The following is a 21,639-nucleotide window of genomic DNA, read 5'->3' on the forward strand; positions in this document are numbered from 1 at the left end:
CGTAGGCGGCCATCGGCCGATCCCGTTGACGGGGTTGAAACCTGCCCGGAGAGTGGTATTCCACGCGAGGGGGACATGCGCGGCAGCTGAGCCGCGCCGCGGATCGGGGGGTCTGCCATGAGCGCGTCCACGAGCGTCGGCGCCGAGGGTTACGGCACGAGGGTGCCGTGGGGCGATGTCCTGATGTCCGCGATCGCCTCCGTGAGCTGGGCGTTGATCGGGATGGCGGGCACGGCGGCGCTCGGCCTGCGGCTGCTGGGCGCGGACGCGGCGGGCGCGCTGGGTCCGATGACCGCGGCGGTGGTGGCGCTCGGTGCGGGTGGTTCGGTGTCACCGGCCGGCGATGTGTCCGTCTTCGGACTGGAAGGGGCACAGGCGCACACGGCCGTCGAGATCACGCCACTGGGCGTGGGGCTGGTCGGTGCGCTCTTCCTGTCCTTCTTCTTCCTACGGTCCCTGCGGGCGGCCGGAGTTGTGGTCTCCCCGGCGGAACTACTGGCGCGCGCCGGTGCGGTGGTCGCCCTGTTCCTGGCGATGCTGGGCGGACTGGCCTGGGTGGGTCACGATGTCGTCACGATCGACGGCGGCTCGCTGGGACTGGACGATCTGCCGGAGGGCGGTACCGGGGGCATCGAGATTCCCGGGCTCGGCGACGTGGGGGACATCGGGGACATCGGCGGGCTGCTCCCCGACCGGATCGGCGACCTGGTCGACGCCGAGGCCGCGGTCGGCTTCTCCGTCGACACGGGACCGACGCTGCTGGGCGGGCTGGTCTGGTCCGTCGGGGTCCTGCTGGTCGCGCTGCTGGCCTCGCGCCGCACTCCCCTGCCGCGCGGGTGCGAGGCGGTGCACCGGGTGGTGCGTCCGGCAGTGTCCGCCCTGGTCACGGTGGCGCTGACGGCGGTCGCGGCCGGTTGGGCGGCCGCGGCGTACGCGGCGATCGGCGACGACCATCCGCGGCGGGTCTTCGGCGCCGCGTTGCTGGGCGCGCCGAACGGGGTCTGGCTCGGTGTTCCGCTCGGCCTGTTCGTGCCGTGGGAGGGGCGGGCCACGGGCGCACTGGTCCGAGTGCTTCCGGATCCGCTGGACGAGTTGCTGGGCGCCGGCGGGCGGGAGCCGGTGACGCTCGGGCGGCTCGCGGAGCTGGACGGGCGGGTGTGGCTGCTCGGGGTGGCCGCGGCGCTGGTGATGCTGCTGGCCGGCGCGCTGACGGCGGTGCGGACACCCGTGGCGCCCGATGAGGCGCGTTCCGCGGCCTTCGCCGGGCGGTGTGCCGTGCGGCTGGGCATCGCGACCGCGGTGGCGCTGGGGCTGCTGGCCCGGCTGACGGAGGTGTCCGTGGACGCCTCGCTGTCCGTCCTCGGCATCGACGCGTTCGGCGCGGGCATCGACCTGCGCGGGCAGTTCGGAACGGCACTGCTGCTGGGCGCGGTGTGGGGCGCGGGCGCGGGGGCCGCCGGGGCGCTGCTGGCGGGGGTGAGCGGGGCGGCCGGGGTTCGGGCGTCGGCGGTGGCACGGAGTGCCGGGGTGGTGGGGGCGGGGGCTTCGGGTGGGGGTGGCGGGCACGGGGGCGGCGGGGGTGGCACGGGCGGGGGTGACGGGTTCGCTGGTGCCGGGTTCGCTGGGGCCGGGGGTGGTGTCCCGGGCGGGGGCGACTCCAGTGGTAGGCACGGCGGTACCCCGCGCGGGAGCAGCGGCATCGGTGGGGCCGGAGGCGGGAGCCCGGGCGGGAGCGACGACGCCACTGGTGGGCGAGGAGGCACCCCGCGCGGGAGCAGCGGTGCCGCCGAGGCGGGAGGCGGTGTCCCGGGCGGGAGTGGCCACGCCAATAGTGGACGCGGGGGTGGCAGTGGCAGGGCTCCCGGCGGTGCGGCTTACGCGGGGCAGCCCTCGGGGCCGTACTGGCCGGAGCCTCCGCACCGGCCGCCGAACCCGGACACCAATCCGTACCTGCGGTCGGAGAGGGCGGGGGAACCAGAGGACGCACGGCCGGAGTGGGCGCCCACCCGGCCGCCGTCCGATTCGGGCCGCGCTGCGGGGAGCGGGCCGCCCGCACCCGGCGTTCGGCCGCACGGCGCCCCTGGGTGGCCGCCAGACGGCGGAGACGAGCAGCCCGGCAGCGAAGACCGGCGGACCGGCGACGGAAACAGGTCGCCCGGCGAAGAGCGGTGGACCGGCGGTGGGGACGGGCCATACGGCAGCGAAGACCGGCCGCCCGACGACCGAAGCAGGCCGCCCGCACCCGGCGCGCAACCCCACGGCAACCCTGAGCGGCCGCCACACGGCGGAGACGAGCAGCCCGGCACCGAAAACCAGCGGCCCAGCGGCGGAGGCAAGCCGCCCGGCGGTGGAGACGGGCCATACGGCAGCGAAGACCGGCCGCCCGGCGACCGAAGCAGGCCGCCCGGCGAAGAGCGGTGGACCGGTGGTGGAGACGGGCCGTCCGGAAGCGGCGAGGACGATCCGGGTGACGATGACGTGTCCGGCGCTCCCACGGTCATCGGGCCGCTGGGACCACCGCCGGGAACGCCGCGGCGGCCCCTGCGTCCCGGGGAGCGGCCGGGCAGGCCGGCGCCACGCTGGGGCGAGGGCCCGCCACCGCCTCCTCCCCCGCCTCCGGCGCCCCCTCGGCGGCCGAAGGGCGGATGACCGGGCGGCGGCGGACCGCGGGCTCGCCCGCAAGAGCCGCCGCGGCGGCAGGGCGGCCGCTGTCGTACGGCTGGTGCTGGTGTACGGGCCCGCCACGACCGCGCTGTCCGTCAGGCGGACCTCACGGGCGGAAGGCACCGGGTGCCGGATACGGTTGGAGCACCATGAGCGCTTCGCAGACCTCTGACGTTCCCACGCTTCTCGTCAAGATCTTCGGCAAGGACCGACCGGGCATCACGGCCGGCCTGTTCGACACCCTCGCCGCCTACTCCGTCGACGTCGTCGACATCGAGCAGGTCGTCACCCGTGGCCGGATCGTCCTGTGCGCGCTCGTGACCGAGCCGCCCCGGGGACTGGAGGGCGATCTGCGGGCGACCGTCCACAGCTGGGCGGAGTCGCTGAAGCTGCAGGCGGAGATCATCTCCGGCATCGGTGACAACCGGCCGCGGGGGCTGGGCCGCTCCCTGGTCACCGTGCTGGGCCACCCGCTCACCGCCGAGGCGACGGCCGCCATAGCGGCCCGGATCACCGAGTCCGGCAGCAACATCGACCGTATCTTCCGGCTCGCCAAGTACCCCGTGACCGCCGTCGAGTTCGCGGTGTCCGGTGTGGAGACCGAGCCGCTGCGCACCGCGCTGGCGACCGAGGCCGCCGCGCTGGGTGTGGACGTCGCGGTCGTGTCGGCGGGCCTGCACCGGCGGGCGCAGCGCCTGGTCGTGATGGACGTGGACTCCACGCTGATCCAGGACGAGGTCATCGAGCTGTTCGCCGCGCACGCCGGCTGTGAGGACAAGGTCGCCGAGGTCACGGCGGCCGCGATGCGCGGGGAGCTGGATTTCGAGCAGTCGCTGCACGCGCGCGTGGCGCTGCTGGCGGGGCTGGACGCCTCCGTGGTGGACAAGGTGCGCAGCGAGGTTCGGCTGACGCCGGGTGCCCGCACGCTGATCCGCACGCTGAAGCGGCTCGGTTACCAGGTGGGCGTCGTCTCCGGCGGGTTCACCCAGATCACCGACGATCTGCGGGAGAAGCTGGGGCTGGACTTCGCCCAGGCCAACACGCTGGAGATCGTCGACGGGAAGCTGACCGGCCGGGTCACCGGGGAGATCGTGGACCGGGCGGGCAAGGCGCGACTGCTGCGGCGGTTCGCCGCCGAGGCGGGCGTGCCGCTGTCGCAGACGGTGGCGATCGGTGACGGGGCCAACGACCTGGACATGCTGAACGCGGCCGGGCTCGGCGTCGCCTTCAACGCCAAGCCGGTGGTCCGCGAGGCGGCACACACCGCGGTGAACGTGCCCTTCCTGGACACCGTCCTGTACCTGCTGGGCATCACCCGCGAGGAGGTCGAGGCGGCGGACACGCTGGAAGAGGGCCTCGGCGACAGCCTGAGCAAGCCCCTCGACCGGTCCTGACCGGCCTTTCCCGGCACCTGGCCGCAACCGGCCGGGGCGGGCGGCCCACTGCGGGCGAGGGCCCGGAACACCCTGGGTGCCGGGCCCTGTCACGGGGGTCGGGTCAGTCGGTCGGCGCCCAGTAGTCGACGAGGGAGGCCACGCCCGGCTCCACGTCCTTCCAGGAGCCGGTGAAGGTCAGCACGGCGAAGGCGGCGGTCGGGAATCCGCGGCGGCCCATCCGCTCGCGGGCGTCGTCCTCTGCCGAGCCCGCCAGGATCTCGGCGAGTCCTTCCATGCCCGGGTTGTGGCCGATCACCAGTACGTTCCGCAGGTCGTCGGGGGTCTCGTTGAGCACGGCGATCAGCTCGCCGGGCGAGGCCTCGTAGATCCGCTCCTCGTAAACGGTTTTCGGCCGCTGCGGGAACTCCGCGACGGCGAGCTTCCAGGTCTCGCGGGTCCGGGTGGAGGTGGAGCACAGGGCCTGGTCGAAGGGGACTCCGGTGTCCGCGAGCCGGCGTCCGGCCTCTGCGGCGTCCTTGCGGCCCCGCTCGGCGAGCGGCCGCTCGTGGTCGGTCACCTGTGGCCAGTCGGCTTTCGCATGCCGGAAGAGGACGATCCTGCGGGATTCTGCGACGCTCATGGCATCCAGCTTCGCATGAAACAGGCCACGGGGCGCAGGGAGTTGACATGCGGATTCACCCCCGCCGGCGCGCGTTCAGCGACGTGGTCCGTCCTCAGCGCGCGATCAGCTGCCGCAGCCACGCCACGAGGTGGGCGATCCCGGGTTCCCCCGCGGCGGCGTGGGCGTCGGCGGGGTTGAGTATCAGCAGGAGCAGGGTCACGAAGGCGAGCACGGGCAGGGCGAGGGCCCACCAGGGCAGCCGGATGTCGACGCCGCCCCTGGTCGCCTGGGGAGGCCGGGTGTGGGTAGGGGCCGACATGAGTGCCTCCGCGGGTCTTCGGGCGTCCCTGGTCCGTGCTGCGCGGCCCGCCTGAAGCGGGCACATCTCGAAGCTACGGAATCCGCGGGGCCCGTCCCATCCGGAGGTCCACCCACTTGACCCTGACCCTCACCCCCTAGGGGATGGGGGGTTAACCCCACCCCCGGGCGGCGTCACGGTGAGGCGATCGTCGCCACGATGCCGATGATCACGAAGATCGCGAGGAAGGAGCCGAAGACGATCAGCATCTTCTTCTGGCCGTGCTGGGGGTTCGGGTCGAGGACTGGCATACGGCAAGTCTCGCATCCGCCGCCCACGCCCGGGACGCGGGCCCGGTCAGCGGACCGCTTCGTCCTCCACCGTGCGGTCGCGCCCCGCGAGCACGCCCACCACGATCTGCGGCACCATCAGGGCGCTCATCAGCGCGATCGGCAGGCCCCAGCCCCCGCTGTGCTGGTAGAGCACACCCACCAGCAGCGGCCCCGGGATGGAGATCAGGTAGCCGGTGCTCTGCGCGAAGGCGGACAGCTGGGCGACGCCCGCGCCGGTCCTGGCCCGCATCCCGACCATGGTCAGCGCGAGCGGGAAGGCGCAGTTGGAGACGCCGAGGAGCAGGGCCCAGACCCAGGCGCCGCCGGCCGGGGCGAAGTACAGCCCGGCGTATCCGGCCAGTCCGCACACGCCCAGCACGACCACGATCGGCCCCTGGTGGGGCAGGCGGGTGGCCACGCGCGGGATGACGAAGGCGAGCGGCACGCCCATCACCATGATGACGGCGAGCAGCAGACCGGCGGTGCCGGCGGAGACGCCCGCGTCCCGGAAGATCTGCGCCATCCAGCCCATCGTGATGTAGGCGGCGGTGGCCTGGAGGCCGAAGAAGACGGCGAGTGCCCAGGCCGTGCGGCTGCGGGTGATGCGCAGCGGGGGCTGCTCGGCCCTGCGGCCGTCGGCGTCCGCACGCCGATCGTCGGACCCGGCGGACCCTGCGGACTCGGCGGACTCGGCGGACTCGGCGGACACCGAGGCCTTCCGGGCCCGTACGAACGGGATCCACGCCAGGGCGGCCGCCGCGCCCGGCACGGCCCACACCGCGAGGCCGGGCTGCCAGTGCCCGCCCAGCGCGTTCGTCACGGGCACGGTCGCCGCGGCGGCGATCGAGGTGCCGAAGGCGAGGGCCATCGAGTAGAGGCCCGTCATGGAACCGACCCGGTCGGGGAAGAAGCGCTTGACGATGACCGGCATCAGCACGTTGCTGAGGGCGATGCCCATCAGGGCGAGGGCGGTGGCGGCCAGGAAGCCCGCCGTGCCGCCCGCGTACGGGCGTATCAGCAGGCCGGCGGTGATGGCGACCATGCCGCCGAAGACCACCGCGCCGGGACCGAAGCGGCGGGCGAGGCGCGGGGCGGCGACGCCGAAGACGGCGAAGCACAGCGGGGGCACGGAGGTGAGCAGTCCGGCCACGCTGCCGCTCATGCCGAGTCCGTCGCGGACCTCTTCCAGGAGGGCGCCCAGGCTCGTGATGGCGGGGCGCAGGTTGAGCGCGGCCAGCACGATGCCGAGAACGAGCAGACGGGTCATCCACGGCGTCCACGCGCGCGTGCCGGTCGACGACCGCGTGGTCTCCGTCTGCCGCATCGCCCGTGTCTCCGTCCGCGTCTCCGTCCGTGTGTCGGTCCGGGTCTCGTCACTAGCCATGAGACCCATCATAGAATCATGGGATGATTGATTGTCCACTCGCTTGTCGACTCGCGCGTGAAGGTGAGCCATGCCCCTGAGCCATCCCCGTCGCTCGGCACTGTCCGAGCAGGTCATCGCGGCACTGCGGCAGCAGATCGCCTCGGGCGAGTGGCCGGTCGGCTCCCGCATCCCGACGGAGCCCGAGCTGGTCGACCAGCTCGGGGTCGCCCGGAACACGGTGAGGGAGGCGGTCCGCGCGCTGGCCCACAACGGCCTGCTGGACATCCGCCAGGGCTCCGGCACGTACGTCGTGGCAACCAGCGAGCTGGCCGGCGTGATGCAGCGCCGCTTCGCCGAGGCCGACCCGCGGCACATCGCCGAGCTGCGCTCCACCCTGGAGTCCGCCGCCGCCCGGCTGGCCGCCGAGCGGCGCACGGAGAAGGACCTCAGGCAGCTCGACGCGCTCCTCGCACGCCGCGAGGAAGCGTGGCAGACGGGCGACGCGGAGGCGTACGTGACGGCGGACTCGACCTTCCACCTGGCCGTCGTGGCGGCCTCGCACAACGACGTGATGACCGCGATGTACGCGGACCTCGGCGAGGTGATGCGGGACTGGCTGCGCGTGGACGTGGGCGGCGAGCTGACACCGGAGACGCGCATGGACCACACCAGGCTGGTCGACGCGATCCGCGCGGGCGACGCCGAGACGGCGCACACGGAGGCCGCGGGCTACCCGTTCCAGTGCCGCGCGGGCCGGATCGGCTGACCCGGCTCCCCCGCGCGTGGTCCACCCGCGCGGTCACACACCGAGGGCCCGCACCCGGGTGGATGCGGGCCCCGCGGGGACGTCGGCTCAGGCGCCGATGGCGTGCAGACCGCCGTCCACGTGGACGATCTCGCCCGTGGTCTTCGGGAACCAGTCGCTGAGCAGCGCGACGACGCCGCGGCCGGCCGGCTCGGGGTCCTTGAGGTCCCACTCCAGCGGGGCCCGGCTGTCCCACACCGAGGCCAGTTCCCCGAAGCCGGGAATGGACTTGGCGGCCATGGAGCCGAGCGGGCCGGCCGAGACCAGGTTGCAGCGGATGTTCTGCTTGCCCAGGTCACGGGCCATGTAGCGGCTGGTGGCCTCCAGCGCCGCCTTGGCCGGGCCCATCCAGTCGTACTGCGGCCAGGCGTACTGGGCGTCGAACGTGAGGCCGACGACGGAACCACCGTTCTGCATCAGCGGCAGGCAGGCCATGGTCAGCGACTTCAGGGAGTACGCCGAGACGTGCATGGCCGTGGCGACCGACTCGAACGGCGTGTTCAGGAAGTTGCCGCCGAGCGCGTCCTGCGGGGCGAAACCGATGGAGTGGACGACTCCGTCGAGGCCGCCCAGCTCCTCGCCGACGACGTCGGCCAGGCGCCCGAGGTGCTCGTCGTTGGTGACGTCCAGCTCGATGACCTTGGTGGGCTTGGGCAGCTTCTTGGCGACACGCTCGGTCAGCGTGGGCCGCGGGAACGCGGTCAGGATGACCTCGGCGCCCTGCTCCTGGGCCAGCTTGGCGGCGTGGAAGGCGATCGAGGCCTCCGTCAGCACACCGGTGATCAGGATGCGCTTGCCCTCGAGAATTCCGCTCATGGTGATCAGTGACCCATTCCCAGTCCGCCGTCAACGGGGATGACGGCTCCAGTGATGTACGAGGCGTCGTCCGAGGTGAGGAACCGCACCGTCGCGGCGATCTCCTCCGGCCGCGCGTACCGCGCCAGCGGCACCTGCGCGATGATCTTCGTCTGCTGCTCCTCGGTGAGCTCCCGGGTCATGTCGGTGTCGACGAAACCGGGCGCCACGACGTTAAAGGTGATGTTGCGCGAGCCCAGCTCACGGGCGAGGGAGCGGGCGAAGCCGACCAGGGCGGCCTTGGAGGCGGCGTAGTTCGCCTGCCCCGCGGAGCCGAGGAGCCCGACCACCGACGAGATGAGCACGACGCGGCCCTTCTTGGCCCGCAGCATGCCGCGGTTGGCGCGCTTGACGACGCGGAAGGTGCCGGTGAGGTTGGTGTCGACGACGGAGGTGAAGTCCTCCTCCGACATCCGCATCAGGAGCTGGTCCTTGGTAACGCCGGCGTTGGCGATCAGGACCTCGACGGGACCGTGCGTCTCCTCGATCTCCTTGTAGGCCTGCTCCACCTGCTCGCTGTCGGTGATGTCGCACTTGACGGCCAGGAAGCCGGCAGGCGGCTCGCCCGAGCGGTACGTGATCGCGACCTTGTCGCCGGCGTCGGCGAATGCGCGGGCGATGGCGAGGCCGATGCCCCGGTTTCCTCCGGTGACGAGAACCGAGCGGCTCAACGGATCACCCTTTCAATAGCGGTCTGGTGCACCCGCCCGGCCCCGTGGAGAGCAGGCGGCTTCCTCGAAAACCTATCGGTCGGGGACCGGCCGGGGACATTCGGGCACCCACAGTGGCTTACGGGAGTGACTGTCGGATCCCTACAGAACCGTGCGCGGACCGGTCGGAAACCTCTGGTCCGGCAGCGAGATGGGCGACATGATCGGAGCGACCGCGGACACACCGGCCCGGTGCGCCCCGGCCTCGTCCAGTCGACAGAAAGAGACGCAGGTGCCCCATAGCATCGACGAAGCCTTCACAGCACTCCCCCTGCGCGCCCTCGCCGACGCCGCCCTGGCCCGGGCGCGCGCCCTCGGCGCCGAGCACGCGGACTTCCGGCTGGAGCGGGTGCGGGACGCCTCCTGGCGCCTGAGGGACGCCAGGCCCGCCGGGTCCTCGGACACCACCGACCTCGGGTACGCGGTGCGCGTGGTGCACGGCGGTACCTGGGGCTTCGCGTCGGGGGTGGACCTGACCATGGACGCCGCCGCCAGGGTGGCGTCCCAGGCGGTGGCCATGGCGAAGCTCTCCGCGCAGGTGATCAAGGCGGCGGGGTCGGACGAGAGGGTGGAGCTCGCCGACGAGCCCGTGCACGCCGACAAGACCTGGATCTCGGCGTACGACATCGACCCGTTCACCGTGCCCGACGCCGAGAAGTCGGCCCTGCTGGCCGACTGGAGCGCGCGCCTGCTGGCGGCCGACGGGGTCGACCATGTGGACGCCTCGCTGCTCACCGTGCACGAGAACAAGTTCTACGCCGACACCGCCGGAACCGTGACGACGCAGCAGCGGGTGCGGCTGCATCCGGTGCTGACCGCCGTGTCGGTGGACGACTCCAGCGGCGAGTTCGACTCCATGCGCACCCTGGCCCCGCCCGCCGGGCGCGGCTGGGAGTACCTGACCGGCACCGGCTGGGACTGGGACGCCGAGCTGGCCGGCATCCCGGAGCTGCTGGCCGAGAAGATGCGGGCGCCGAGCGTCGAGGCGGGCCTGTACGACCTGGTCGTCGACCCGTCGAACCTGTGGCTGACCATCCACGAGTCCATCGGGCACGCCACCGAGCTGGACCGCGCCCTCGGCTACGAGGCCGCCTACGCCGGCACCTCCTTCGCCACCTTCGACCGGCTCGGCAAGCTGCGCTACGGCTCGGAGCTGATGAACGTCACCGGCGACCGCACCGCCGAGCACGGGCTCGCGACCATCGGGTACGACGACGAGGGCGTGGCGGGCCAGTCCTGGGATCTGGTGAAGGACGGGACGCTGGTGGGTTACCAGCTGGACCGGCGGATCGCGCGGCTCACCGGCTTCGAGCGGTCCAACGGGTGCGCGTACGCCGACTCCCCCGCCCACGTGCCCGTGCAGCGCATGGCCAACGTGTCGCTGCGGCCGGATCCCGGCGGGCTGTCCACGGAGGACCTGATCGGGGGCGTGGAACGCGGGATCTACGTCGTCGGGGACCGGTCCTGGTCGATCGACATGCAGCGGTACAACTTCCAGTTCACCGGTCAGCGGTTCTTCCGGATCGAGAACGGTCGGCTCGCCGGTCAGCTGCGGGACGTGGCCTACCAGGCGACGACCACCGACTTCTGGGGCTCCATGGCGGCCGTCGGCGGCCCGCAGACGTACGTCCTGGGCGGCGCCTTCAACTGCGGCAAGGCGCAGCCGGGGCAGGTGGCGGCCGTCTCGCACGGCTGCCCGTCCGCCCTCTTCAAGGGAGTCAACATCCTCAACACCACCCAGGAGGCGGGTCGATGAGCGCGCGCACGAGCAGGCCGCACGAGATCGTCGAGCGGGCGCTGGAGCTGTCCCGGGCCGACGGTTGCGTCGTGATCGCCGACGAGGAGTCCACCGCCAACCTGCGCTGGGCGGGCAACGCCCTCACCACGAACGGTGTCACGCGCGGGCGCACGCTCACGGTCGTCGCCACCGTCGACGGGCGGGAGGGCACGGCGTCCGGCGTCGTGTCGCGCTCCGCGGTGACCGTGGACGAGCTGGAGCCCCTGGTGCGCGCCGCCGAGGCCGCCGCGCGCGGTGCCGGACCGGCCGAGGACGCGCGGCCGCTGGTCACGGACGTGCCCGCGTCGCCCGACTTCACCGACGCGCCCGCCGAGACCTCGTCGGCCGTGTTCGCCGGCTTCGCGCCGGCCCTCGGGGAGGCGTTCGCACGCGCGCGTGCGGGCGGACGGGAGCTGTACGGCTTCGCCAACCACGAGATGACGTCCACCTACGTGGGCACGTCCACGGGGCTGCGGCTGCGGCACGACCAGCCGAACGGGACGCTGGAGCTGAACGCCAAGTCGCCGGACCGCACCCGGTCGGCGTGGGCGGGCCGGGCCACGCGGGACTTCAAGGACGTCGACCCGGCCGCGCTCGACGCGGAGCTCGCGGTTCGGCTCGGCTGGGCCGAGCGGCGGGTGGAGCTGCCCGCGGGACGGTACGAGACTCTGCTGCCGCCCACCGCGGTCGCCGACCTGCTCATCTACCAGTTCTGGTCGGCGTCGGGGCGGGACGCGGCCGAGGGGCGCACGGTGTTCTCCAAGCCGGGCGGCGGCACGCGCGTGGGCGAGCGGCTGGGCGAGCTGCCGCTGACCCTGCGCAGCGATCCGCACGAGCCGGGTCTGGAGTGCGCGCCGTTCGTGGTGGCGCACTCCTCGGGCGGCGACCAGTCGGTGTTCGACAACGGGCTGCCGGTCGCGGCGACCGACTGGATCCGCGCGGGCGAGGTGCATCGGCTGACCACCACCCGGCACAGCGCCGGGCTGACCGGGCTCCCGGTGGCGCCGGCCGTCGGCAACCTGGTCCTGGACGGCGGGGCCCCGGGCCGGTCCCTGGACGAGATGGTCGCCGGCACCTCGCGCGGGCTGCTGCTGACCTGCCTCTGGTACATCCGCGAGGTCGACCCGGCGACGCTGCTGCTGACCGGGCTGACCCGGGACGGTGTCTACCTCGTCGAGGACGGCGAGGTGGTCGGCGAGGTGAACAACTTCCGGTTCAACGAGTCGCCGGTGAGCCTGCTGGGCCGGGCCACCGAGGCCGGGCGGACGGAAAAGACGCTGCCCAGGGAGTGGGGCGACTGGTTCACTAGGGCTGCGATGCCCGCCCTGAGGGTGCCGGACTTCAATATGAGCTCTGTCAGTCAGGGCGTATAACCTCGTAGTCGGCCGCCACCTGGCTGCCGAAGATCATGAGCATGTAGGAGACACGAGAACCGTGACGGACATCGTCGACGAGCTGAAGTGGCGTGGGCTGTTCGCCCAGTCCACCGATGAGGATGCTTTGCGCAAGGCGCTCGCGGACGGTCCCGTCACGTTCTATTGCGGTTTCGACCCGACCGCGCCGTCCCTGCACGTGGGGCACCTGGTGCAGGTGCTCACCGTGCGCCGGCTCCAGCAGGCCGGGCACCGGCCGCTGGCGCTGGTCGGCGGCGCGACGGGCCAGATCGGCGACCCGCGGCCGACCGCCGAGCGCACTCTGAACTCGCCGGAGACCGTCGCGGGCTGGGTCGAGCGGCTGCGCGGCCAGATCGAGCCGTTCCTGTCCTTCGAGGGCGAGAACGCGGCCCTGATGGTCAACAACCTCGACTGGACCGAGGGCCTGTCCGCCATCGAGTTCCTGCGGGACATCGGCAAGCACTTCCGGGTCAACAAGATGCTGACCAAGGACTCGGTCGCCCGGCGCCTGGAGTCCTCCGAGGGCATCAGCTACACGGAGTTCAGCTACCAGCTCCTCCAGGCGATGGACTTCCTCCAGCTCTACCGGCGCTACGGCTGCACGATGCAGCAGGGCGGCAGCGACCAGTGGGGCAACCTGACGGCCGGCCTCGACCTGCTGCACCGGCTGGAGCCGGACGCGTCCGTGCACGCCTACGCGACGCCACTGATGACCAAGGCGGACGGCACCAAGTTCGGCAAGACCGAGGGCGGCGCCGTCTGGCTGGACCCGGAGATGACCACGCCGTACGCGTTCTACCAGTTCTGGCTGAACGTGGACGACCGGGACATCTCGCGCTACATGCGCATCCTGTCCTTCCGTTCCCGGACGGAGCTGGAGGAGCTGGAGCAGCAGACCGAGGAGCGTCCGCAGGCGCGGGCCGCGCAGCGCGCGCTGGCCGAGGAGCTGACGACGCTGGTGCACGGCGCCGACCAGACGGCCGCCGTGATCGCCGCGTCCAAGGCCCTCTTCGGCCAGGGCGACCTGGCGGAGCTGGACGAGCGGACGCTGGCCGCGGCCCTGTCCGAGCTGCCGCACGTGCGGGTCGCCGAGCCGGCCCCGGTCGTGGACCTGTTCGCCGAGGTCGGCCTGGTCGCCAGCAAGTCCGCCGCCCGGCGCACGGTGAAGGAGGGCGGCGCCTACGTGAACAACGCCAAGGTCGCCGCCGAGGACGCCGTCCCCGCCCGCGAGGAGCTGTTGCACGGACGGTGGCTGGTGCTGCGCCGCGGCAAGAAGAACCTGGCCGCGGTCGAGGTCACCGGCGGCTGAGCGCACGCGTCAAGGGGCGGTCTCCGGCAGCCGTACGGCTGCCGGAGACCGCCCCTTGGCCGTACGGGAGCGTGCGGACCATCAGGAGGCCCTTCTGACGCTCGGGTCCGTTCGGGACACTCAGGCCCGTTCGCGCCGCTTGTTGCCGCGCACCGCCATGTAGAGCGCGTCGCCGACGCCCACGATGATGACCGCGGCCACCAGCTGGAACAGGTGCCGCCACCAGTCGATGCCGCGGGTAGCCTCCACGCCGACGGCGCGGGCGATCGCGTTACCGGCGATGGCTCCGAGGATGCCGAAGATGGTGGTCAGCCACAGAGGGCTGTGCTGCTTCCCGGGAATGATCGCCTTGGCGATCAGACCCAGCACGAATCCGACGATGATCGCCCACAACCAGCCCATGGCTGCCTCCTCAATCGGCTCCAAACGAGCAATACGGCCAGTGTTCGGCCGTACCGCGTACGGCGCATGGCGGGTGGGGCCGAATGGGGTACCGGGCTGCGCGGTGCGGCGCAGGTCCTGCGGGCGGGCCGGAGGGTGCCCCGGTCTCGTGGACGGCGCAGGTGCGGCGTAACGTGGAGAGTTGTCCGGGACCGGAGTCCCCGTGCGGCCGCGGACGGGAGCGGGGCGGGGAGAGTCCGATGCGGGCGGATGGTGGAACCAGATGCGGAAGCAGAGTGCCGGCGGCAAGGCCGAGGTGTTCCGGATCACCGGGGCCCGGACGGGCCTTCAGGAAGACGTGCGCGGCCGGCAGCGCCGGTACGTCATCTCGATGTCGATCCGTACCCTGTCGGTGGTCCTCGCGGCCTGCCTGTGGAACGTGGAACGGCACGTGGCGATCGTGGCGCTGGTCCTGGGCGCGGTACTGCCGTACATCGCCGTGGTGATCGCGAACGCCGGGCGCGAGAACGCGCCATCGTTGCCGTCGACGTTCGTGACGATGCCGACCGCCCCGATGATCACGCCGCCGCGCGACGACGACGGTCCGGCGGAATCCGACCCGGAGGACGCCTCGCCCGCAGCCACTCCGGGCGCCGCCGGTGAGCCCCGCGCACGAGCCTGACCGCGGGACGCACGTCGATTCCTCGCCAGGCCGAAGAAATGCTCAGATGAATCATGTGGTTCCGGTGCCGGGCGATGGGTGACCCGTGACATACTTCGTACGCGCTCCGCATCCCCCGTCGGAGCGACGGACCGACGCCGGGCAGCTCCCCCCGTGGCTGCTCGGCGTCGCCTTGTGTGTGGACCTGTGAGACGAACCTGTGAGTGACGAGACCGCCCCGGAAACCGCCCCTATCTGCTCCGCGAAGGGCTGCCGCACCGCCGCCGTGTGGGTGCTGGCCTGGAACAACCCGAAGATCCACACGCCGGAGCGGCGCAAGACGTGGATCGCCTGCGACGAGCACCGGGAGCACCTGTCGCAGTTCCTCGGAGTGCGCGGCTTCCTGAAGGACGTGGTCCCGCTGGACGAGTGGGAAGCCCCCGCGGGCTCCTAGGGGCCGCCCTGTCGGGCTCCTATCGGGCTGTCCTATCCCCCGATCGCCGACATCGGCCGGTCGGGCTGGACGAAGGCCGGGTCGTCGAGGCCGGCGCCGGCCTTCTTGCCCCACATGGCCAGCCGCCAGATGCGGGCGATCTCCTCGTCCGGTGCGTCGGAGCGCAGGGCGGCCCGCAGATCGGTCTCCTCGGTGGCGAACAGGCAGGTGCGCACCTGGCCGTCGGCGGTCAGGCGGGTACGGTCGCAGGCCGAGCAGAAGGGGCGGGTGACGGAGGCGATGACGCCGACCCGGTGCGGGCCGCCGTCCACGAGCCAGCGCTCGGCGGGGGCCGACCCGCGCTCCTCGGAGCCCTCGGCGGTCAGCTCGAAGCGGGTGCGCAGGGAGCTGAGGATGTCACCGGCGGTGATCATGCCTTCGCGCTTCCAGCCGTGCTGGGCGTCCAGGGGCATCTGCTCGATGAAACGCAGCTCGTAGTCGTGCTCCACGGCCCAGGCGAGCAGGTCGGGGGCCTCGTCCTCGTTGAGCCCCGGCATGAGGACGGAGTTGACCTTGACGGGGGTCAGGCCGGCCTCGCGGGCCGCTTCCAGGCCCTCCAGGACGTCCTTGTGGCGGTCGCGGCGGGTGAGGGTCTTGAAGACGTCCGGGCGCAGCGTGTCCAGCGAGACGTTGACCCGGTCCAGGCCGGCGTCCTTCAGGGCCGCCGCCGTGCGCCTGAGGCCGATGCCGTTGGTGGTGAGGGACATCTGGGGGCGCGGCTCCAGGGCCGCGACGCGCTCCACGATCCCCACGAGGCCGGGACGCAGCAGGGGCTCGCCGCCGGTGAAGCGGACCTCCTCGATACCGAGGGAGGTGACGGCGATGTCGATGAGGCGGACGATCTCGTCGTCCGTGAGCAGGTCGGGCTTGGCCAGCCACTGGAGGCCCTCTTCGGGCATGCAGTAGGTGCAGCGCAGATTGCAGCGGTCGGTCAGCGAGACCCTCAGGTCGGTGGCCACTCGGCCGTAGGTGTCGATGAGCACGTGGGCCCCCTCCCTCGACGCGGATCGGCGGAGCACTTCTCTCCTCCGACACCTGCGAGCCTACGTGACGCGTCCGACAACGACAGCGGGCCGATCCCTACGACGTACGGCGGAGCCCCGTCGTAGATCCCTACGAGGGGGCCCCGCGCGGGGTGGATCAGTGGGCTCCGGTGCCGGTCAGGGACCGGACCTCGAGCTCCGCGTACTTCGTCGTGTCGGGCCTCTCCTTCGACAGGACCGTGCCGAGCCAGCCCATGAGGAAACCGAACGGGATGGAGATGAGCCCCGGGTTCTGCAGCGGGAACCAGGCGAAGTCGACGTCGGGGAACATCGCCTTCGGGTCGCCGGAGACCACGGGCGAGAACAGCACCAGGCCGACGGCGACGATCAGGCCGCCGTAGATCGACCACAGGGCGCCCTGGGTGGTGAACCGCTTCCAGAAGAGGCTGTACAGGATCGTCGGCAGGTTGGCGGAGGCGGCGACCGCGAAGGCCAGGGCGACCAGGCCCGCCACATTCAGGTCGCGGGCGAGGGCGCCCAGCGCGATGGAGACGATGCCGATGAACACGGTCGCCCAGCGGGCCGCCCGCATCTCCTCCTTCTCGGTGGCCTTGCCCTTGCGGATGACGTTGGCGTAGATGTCGTGCGCGAAGGACGACGACGAGGCGAGGGTGAGGCCGGCGACCACGGCGAGGATGGTCGCGAAGGCCACCGCCGAGATGGTGGCGAGCAGGATCGCGCCCCAGGCCGAGTCGACGCCGCCGATGTGCAGGGCGAGCAGCGGCGCGGCCGTGTTGCCGGAGGCGTTGGAGGCGATGATCTCCTCCTTGCCGACGAGGGCGGCGGCGCCGAAGCCGAGGGCGATGGTCATCAGGTAGAAGGCGCCGATGATGCCGATGGCCCAGTTCACGGACTTACGGGCGGCCTTGGCGTTGGGCACGGTGTAGAAGCGGATCAGGATGTGCGGCAGGCCGGCGGTGCCGAGCACCAGGGCGAGGCCCAGGGAGATGAAGTCCAGTTTGGTGGTGCCGGTGGCGCCGTACTTCAGCCCGGGCTCCAGGAAGGCGGCGCCCTCGCCGCTGCGCTCCGCGGCGGTGCCCAGCAGGTCGGAGATGTTGAAGTCGAACTTCAGCAGCACCAGGAAGGTGATCAGGATGGTGCCGCCGATCAGCAGGACGGCCTTGACCATCTGGACCCAGGTGGTGCCCTTCATGCCGCCGATGGAGACGTACACGATCATCAGGATGCCGACGAGGGCGACGATGAGGATCTTGCCCGCGTCGGAGGTGATGCCCAGCAGCAGCGAGACGAGGATGCCCGCGCCCGCCATCTGGGCCAGCAGGTAGAAGATCGAGACGACGATGGTGGAGGTGCCGGCGGCGGTGCGCACGGGGCGCTGGCGCATGCGGTAGGCGAGGACGTCGCCCATGGTGTAGCGGCCGGAGTTCCGCAGCGGCTCGGCGACCAGGAGCAGGGCGACCAGCCAGGCGACCAGGAAGCCGATGGAGTAGAGGAAGCCGTCGTAGCCGAAGAGGGCGATGGCGCCGGCGATGCCGAGGAAGGACGCGGCCGACATGTAGTCGCCGGAGACGGCGAGGCCGTTCTGGAAGGCGCTGAAGGACCGGCCGCCCGCGTAGAAGTCGGCGGCGTCCTTGGTCTGGCGGCCGGCCCAGACGGTGATGCCCAGCGTCGCGAGGACGAAGAGGGCGAAGAGGGTGATGATCAGCGGCCGGTGCTCGCTGGCCTCGTTGGCGGCGAGTTCGGCGGCGAGAACGGTCTGTGCGGGGCTCATGCGCCGCCCTCCATCCGGGACTTGATGGCCTCGGCCTTGGGGTCGAGCTTCGCGGCGGCGTGCCGCGAGTACCACCAGGCGATGAGGAACGTGGTGACGAACTGGGCGATGCCGAAGACGAAGGCGACGTTGATGTTGCCGAAGAGCTTGGTGCCCATGAAGCCGCCGGCGTAGTTCGACAGCAGCACGTACAGCAGGTACCAGGCGACGAACGCGATCGTCAGCGGGAAGGCGAAGGAGCGGAAGGAGCGGCGCAGTTCGGCGAACTCAGCGCTCTGCTGCACTTCGGAGAACTCCTCGGGTGACGGAAGATGGCGTTCCTCTTTCGAGGGGGGCGGTGCGTCGGTGGCCACGGAGTCTCCTCGTACGACGGACATGACGGCTTGTACCTCGGTGTTCTCGCGGGGGCCTGATCGTGCTCGGACTCCCTGACCAACGACACGGCGCCCCACCGGCACCGGTTCAACCCGTGCGGCACTTTCCGAAGTCTCCCGTTGCGGGTCATTGCTGGCCGGCGGCCACGAGGGATAGCTTCGCCCTGCACCACTCCGTCATGTACCTGCCCGGTCACCACCCGTGTCTCGGGCCGGTCCCTCTTCCGGATGATGTGGAGACCCCATGGATCATCTGCGTTCGACGTGTTCGTCGCGGCCGCCGCGCTCCAGACGGCGGCTCGCTCTCGCCGTGCCGGTCGTGCTGTCGCTCACCGCGTCCCTCGGCTTCCTGCCGGCCGCCGCCTCGGCCGCACCGGGTGCGGACACCGCCCAGGAGGCCGCCCGGACCGCCGGCAGCACGGACGCACCCGACCTCGCGTACGTGGTCAACACGCGGACGGACCACCGCACGATCGCGTCGGTGAAGCGGGCGATAGCCGAGGCCGACGGCAGCGTCGTCGCCACCTACCGGAAGATCGGCGTGATCGTCGTCCACTCGGCCAACCCGGACTTCGGCGAGGAGATACGCGAGGCCCGCGGGGTGCAGTCCGCGGGCGCGACCCGCACCGCGCCGCTGACCGCCGCCGGGACGACCGACCAGGGTGCCGCCGAGCCGCTCACCGACGAGCAGGCCGCGCGGACCGCGAAGGCGTCCGAGGCCGCCGGGGCGGGCGAGCCGCTGGAAGCGGACCAGTGGGACCTGCGCGCGATAGGCGCCGACAAGGCCGCGAAGATCAACCCGGGCAGTTCCCGGGTCACCGTCGCCGTCATAGACACCGGCGTCGACGACACCCACCCCGACCTCGCCCCGAACTTCTCCGCCTCGCAGTCCGCCAACTGCGTCGGCGGCAAGGCGGACACCAGCGAGGGCGCCTGGCGGCCGTACACCGCCGACGACTACCACGGCACCCACGTCGCCGGTGAGATAGCCGCCGCCCGCAACGGCATCGGCGTCGCCGGTGTGGCCCCGGGCGTGAAGGTCTCCAGCATCAAGGTGAGCGACCCGGACAACGGGCTCTTCTACCCCGAGAACGTCGTCTGCGCCTTCATGTTCGCCGCCGACCACGGCGTGGAGATCACCAACAACAGCTACTACGTGGACCCCTGGCTGTACAACTGCATGGACGACCCGGACCAGCGCGCCATCGTCGACGCGGTCAACCGGGCCCAGCTGTACGCCCAGCGCAAGGGCACCCTCCACCTGGCCTCCGCCGGCAACTCCAACCACGACCTGGACTCCGACGCCATCGTCGACGACTCCAGCCCCGACGACTCGACGCCGGTGACGCGGACCATCGACCCGCACGAGTGCTTCGACGTGCCGACCCAGCTGCCGGGCATCGTCACCGTCAGCGCCACGGGCGTCGACAAGGAGAAGTCCTACTACTCCTCGTACGGCAAGGGCGTCGTGGACGTCGCGGCGCCGGGCGGCGACGGGCGCTACCAGACCCCGGACACGCCGTCGAAGAACGGCCGCATCCTGTCGACCATGCCGAACAACGAGTACGGCTGGCTCCAGGGCACCTCGATGGCCTCCCCGCACGCCGCGGGCGTCGCCGCGCTGCTGAAGTCGGAGCACCCCTGGGCGTCCCCGGCGCAGCTCCAGTGGCTGCTGAAGGCCCAGGCCGACAACCCGGGCTGCCCGGCCTCCTACGACCAGGACGGCGACGGCACGCAGGACGCCGGCTGCGACGGCGGCAAGCGGGTCAACGGCTTCTACGGCTACGGCATCGTCGACGCGCTGCGCGCGGTGAGGTGACCCGCCCGGCTCACCGCCCACCACTCACCGCCCACCACTCAGACTTTCCTCTCCCTTCCGGCAACGACTGCACGAACGAACTGGAGACACCGCACATGACAGCTCCTCACCCGCGTCACCGCCGTGCCCTCGCGATCCCGGCCGGCATGGCCGTGGCCGCGTCGCTGGCCTTCCTGCCGGGCGTCCCGGCCTCCGCCGCGGAGGCCGCTCCCACGCTGTCGGCGGACTCGTCGTCCTCGATGAGCTACGTCGTCAACGTCCGTCCCGGGCACGGCCCCTCGGCGCACGTGAAGCGGGCGATAGCCAAGGCCGGCGGCACGATCGTGACGTCGTACGACCGGATCGGCGTGGTCGTCGTCCACTCCTCGAACGCGGACTTCGCCAAGGCCGTCCGCAAGGCGCGCGGCGTGCAGTCGGCCGGCGCCACCCGCACCGCTCCGCTGCCGTCGGCCGCCACCACCGACACCGGTGCGCCCAAGGTGCTCAGCGGCGAGGAGATCGCCGCCGCCGAGGCCGCCGAGGGCCAGGACCCGCTGCAGTCCCTCCAGTGGGACCTGCCCGCCATCAAGGCGGACAAGGCGCACGAGAAGTCGCTGGGCAGCGCGGACGTCACCGTCGCGGTCATCGACACCGGCGTCGACGACACCCACCCGGACATCGCCCCGAACTTCGACCGTGAGGCCTCCGTCAACTGCGTCTCCGGCAAGCCGGACACCACCGACGGCGCCTGGCGGCCGAGCGCGGCGGAGAGCCCGCACGGCACCCACGTGGCCGGGGAGATCGCCGCGGCGAAGAACGGCATCGGCATGACGGGCGTGGCGCCCGGGGTGAAGGTCTCCGGCATCAAGGTCTCCAACCCCGACGGCTTCTTCTACACCGAGGCCGTGGTCTGCGGCTTCATGTGGGCGGCGGAGCACGACGTGGACGTGACCAACAACAGCTATTACACCGACCCCTGGTACTTCAACTGCAAGAACGACCCGGATCAGAAGGCCCTCGTCGAGGCCGTCAGCCGGGCCGCTCGGTACGCGGAGAAGAAGGGCGCGGTCAACGTCGCCGCGGCCGGCAACGAGAACTACGACCTCTCCGCCGACGAGATCACCGACCCGTCCTCCCCGAACGACACCACGCCCGGCGACCGGGTCGTGGACCCGTCCGAGTGCCTGGACATCCCGACCCAGCTGCCCGGCGTCGTGACGGTCGCCTCGACCGGCGCCAAGGGCCTCAAGTCGTCGTTCTCCAACCACGGTCTGGGCGTCATCGACATCGCCGCGCCCGGCGGCGACTCCACGGCCTACCAGACCCCCGAGCCGCCCGCCACCAGCGGACTGATCCTGGGCACGCTGCCCGGCGGCAAGTGGGGCTACATGGCCGGTACGTCGATGGCGTCCCCGCATGTCGCGGGCGTCGCCGCCCTGATCAAGTCGACGCACCCGTACGCTCCCCCGGCCATGGTCAAGGCCCTGCTGTACGCCCAGGCCGACGCCACCGCGTGCACCAAGCCGTACGACATCGACGGCGACGGCAAGGCCGACGCGGTGTGCGAGGGCCCGAAGAACCGCAACGGCTTCTACGGCTGGGGCATGACCGACGCGCTGGACGCGGTCACCTGGTAGTACCCGCACGGT

General features: G+C 71.9%; 19 protein-coding genes and 1 pseudogene. 10 read left to right on the top strand and 10 right to left on the bottom strand.

All coding sequences use genetic code 11. The annotated features are described in order from the left end of the window. Positions 1–117 precede the first annotated feature (117 nt). Positions 118–1,977: pseudogene (locus M6G08_RS00080) on the top strand (streptophobe family protein); the annotation flags it as partial. Positions 1,978–2,813: 836 nt separating this feature from the next. After that, positions 2,814–4,058 (top strand): phosphoserine phosphatase SerB, encoded by a 1,245-nt coding sequence (gene serB, locus M6G08_RS00085; protein WP_272585125.1) that lies wholly within the window; start codon positions 2,814–2,816, stop codon positions 4,056–4,058. A gap of 103 nt (positions 4,059–4,161) precedes the next feature. Here serB and M6G08_RS00090 read toward each other — a convergent pair whose 3' ends face one another. The 4 genes from M6G08_RS00090 to M6G08_RS00105 all read right to left on the bottom strand — a co-directional run bounded on the left by M6G08_RS00090 (position 4,162) and on the right by M6G08_RS00105 (position 6,688). Further along, entirely contained in the window at positions 4,162–4,680 is a 519-nt protein-coding gene (locus tag M6G08_RS00090; protein WP_073721341.1) for a SixA phosphatase family protein, read from the bottom strand. A gap of 94 nt (positions 4,681–4,774) precedes the next feature. Next, positions 4,775–4,981, bottom strand: a complete 207-nt coding sequence (locus M6G08_RS00095; RefSeq protein ID WP_272585126.1) for a hypothetical protein — start codon at positions 4,979–4,981, stop codon at positions 4,775–4,777. Positions 4,982–5,154: 173 nt separating this feature from the next. After that, positions 5,155–5,271, bottom strand: coding sequence for an SGM_5486 family transporter-associated protein (locus M6G08_RS00100; protein ID WP_019329374.1), 117 nt, complete (start codon positions 5,269–5,271; stop codon positions 5,155–5,157). A 46-nt stretch (positions 5,272–5,317) separates the two neighbouring features. Next, on the bottom strand, positions 5,318–6,688 hold the full coding sequence (locus M6G08_RS00105) for a CynX/NimT family MFS transporter (protein WP_272585127.1): 1,371 nt from the start codon (positions 6,686–6,688) through the stop codon (positions 5,318–5,320). A 58-nt stretch (positions 6,689–6,746) separates the two neighbouring features. Between M6G08_RS00105 and M6G08_RS00110 the strand changes: the two genes are divergently transcribed. After that, complete coding sequence (locus M6G08_RS00110) at positions 6,747–7,424, top strand: FadR/GntR family transcriptional regulator (RefSeq protein ID WP_272585128.1); 678 nt, start codon at positions 6,747–6,749, stop codon at positions 7,422–7,424. 87 nt (positions 7,425–7,511) lie between these two features. Here the strand turns inward: M6G08_RS00110 and fabI are convergent, their stop codons facing one another. Beyond that, entirely contained in the window at positions 7,512–8,279 is a 768-nt protein-coding gene (gene fabI / locus M6G08_RS00115) for an enoyl-ACP reductase FabI (protein ID WP_272585129.1), read from the bottom strand. Between the two features lie 5 nt (positions 8,280–8,284). After that, on the bottom strand, positions 8,285–8,989 hold the full coding sequence (gene fabG / locus M6G08_RS00120) for a 3-oxoacyl-[acyl-carrier-protein] reductase (RefSeq protein ID WP_272585130.1): 705 nt from the start codon (positions 8,987–8,989) through the stop codon (positions 8,285–8,287). A gap of 271 nt (positions 8,990–9,260) precedes the next feature. On the opposite strand from fabG, the gene M6G08_RS00125 reads away from it, so the two are divergent. The 3 genes from M6G08_RS00125 (at position 9,261) to tyrS (ending at position 13,508) form a co-directional block, all read left to right on the top strand. After that, positions 9,261–10,784, top strand: coding sequence for a TldD/PmbA family protein (locus tag M6G08_RS00125; RefSeq protein ID WP_272585131.1), 1,524 nt, complete (start codon positions 9,261–9,263; stop codon positions 10,782–10,784). Next, entirely contained in the window at positions 10,781–12,178 is a 1,398-nt protein-coding gene (locus M6G08_RS00130) for a metallopeptidase TldD-related protein (protein WP_272585132.1), read from the top strand. Before M6G08_RS00125 ends, M6G08_RS00130 begins: the two co-directional genes overlap by 4 nt. Before the next feature lie 61 nt (positions 12,179–12,239). Continuing rightward, the gene (gene tyrS, locus M6G08_RS00135) at positions 12,240–13,508 is read left to right on the top strand and encodes a tyrosine--tRNA ligase (RefSeq protein ID WP_272585133.1); all 1,269 of its coding nucleotides are present in this window, start codon (positions 12,240–12,242) and stop codon (positions 13,506–13,508) included. Positions 13,509–13,628: 120 nt separating this feature from the next. On the opposite strand, the gene M6G08_RS00140 is transcribed toward tyrS, so the two are convergent. Further along, positions 13,629–13,910 carry a GlsB/YeaQ/YmgE family stress response membrane protein gene (locus M6G08_RS00140; protein ID WP_272585135.1) on the bottom strand — a complete coding sequence of 94 codons (282 nt, stop codon included), beginning with the start codon at positions 13,908–13,910 and terminating at the stop codon, positions 13,629–13,631. Between the two features lie 262 nt (positions 13,911–14,172). Here M6G08_RS00140 and M6G08_RS00145 point away from each other — a divergent pair, with 262 nt between their 5' ends. Both M6G08_RS00145 and M6G08_RS00150 read left to right on the top strand, forming a co-directional pair. Further along, a complete protein-coding gene (locus M6G08_RS00145) occupies positions 14,173–14,571 on the top strand; it encodes a DUF3099 domain-containing protein (RefSeq protein ID WP_272585136.1) in 399 nt (132 codons plus the stop codon). Between the two features lie 199 nt (positions 14,572–14,770). Continuing rightward, the gene (locus tag M6G08_RS00150; RefSeq protein ID WP_073721353.1) at positions 14,771–15,004 is read left to right on the top strand and encodes a hypothetical protein; all 234 of its coding nucleotides are present in this window, start codon (positions 14,771–14,773) and stop codon (positions 15,002–15,004) included. Positions 15,005–15,036: 32 nt separating this feature from the next. Here M6G08_RS00150 and moaA read toward each other — a convergent pair whose 3' ends face one another. The 3 genes from moaA to M6G08_RS00165 form a co-directional block, all read right to left on the bottom strand. Further along, positions 15,037–16,026: a GTP 3',8-cyclase MoaA gene (gene moaA / locus M6G08_RS00155; protein ID WP_272585137.1), complete on the bottom strand. Its 990-nt coding sequence runs from the start codon at positions 16,024–16,026 to the stop codon at positions 15,037–15,039. A gap of 157 nt (positions 16,027–16,183) precedes the next feature. Then, the gene (locus tag M6G08_RS00160; RefSeq protein ID WP_272585138.1) at positions 16,184–17,818 is read right to left on the bottom strand and encodes a monocarboxylic acid transporter; all 1,635 of its coding nucleotides are present in this window, start codon (positions 17,816–17,818) and stop codon (positions 16,184–16,186) included. Continuing rightward, positions 17,815–18,171 carry a DUF485 domain-containing protein gene (locus M6G08_RS00165; RefSeq protein ID WP_217254157.1) on the bottom strand — a complete coding sequence of 119 codons (357 nt, stop codon included), beginning with the start codon at positions 18,169–18,171 and terminating at the stop codon, positions 17,815–17,817. The genes M6G08_RS00160 and M6G08_RS00165 overlap by 4 nt, the downstream gene beginning before the upstream one ends. 265 nt (positions 18,172–18,436) lie before the next feature. Here M6G08_RS00165 and M6G08_RS00170 point away from each other — a divergent pair, with 265 nt between their 5' ends. Both M6G08_RS00170 and M6G08_RS00175 read left to right on the top strand, forming a co-directional pair. Further along, positions 18,437–20,011, top strand: coding sequence for a S8 family peptidase (locus tag M6G08_RS00170; RefSeq protein WP_272585139.1), 1,575 nt, complete (start codon positions 18,437–18,439; stop codon positions 20,009–20,011). Between the two features lie 95 nt (positions 20,012–20,106). Continuing rightward, a complete protein-coding gene (locus tag M6G08_RS00175) occupies positions 20,107–21,627 on the top strand; it encodes a S8 family peptidase (protein ID WP_272585140.1) in 1,521 nt (506 codons plus the stop codon). The last annotated feature ends 12 nt before the right edge of the window (positions 21,628–21,639 follow it).

It is taken from the genome of Streptomyces sp. M92 (genome assembly GCF_028473745.1).
Taxonomy (GTDB): Bacteria; Actinomycetota; Actinomycetes; order Streptomycetales; family Streptomycetaceae; genus Streptomyces.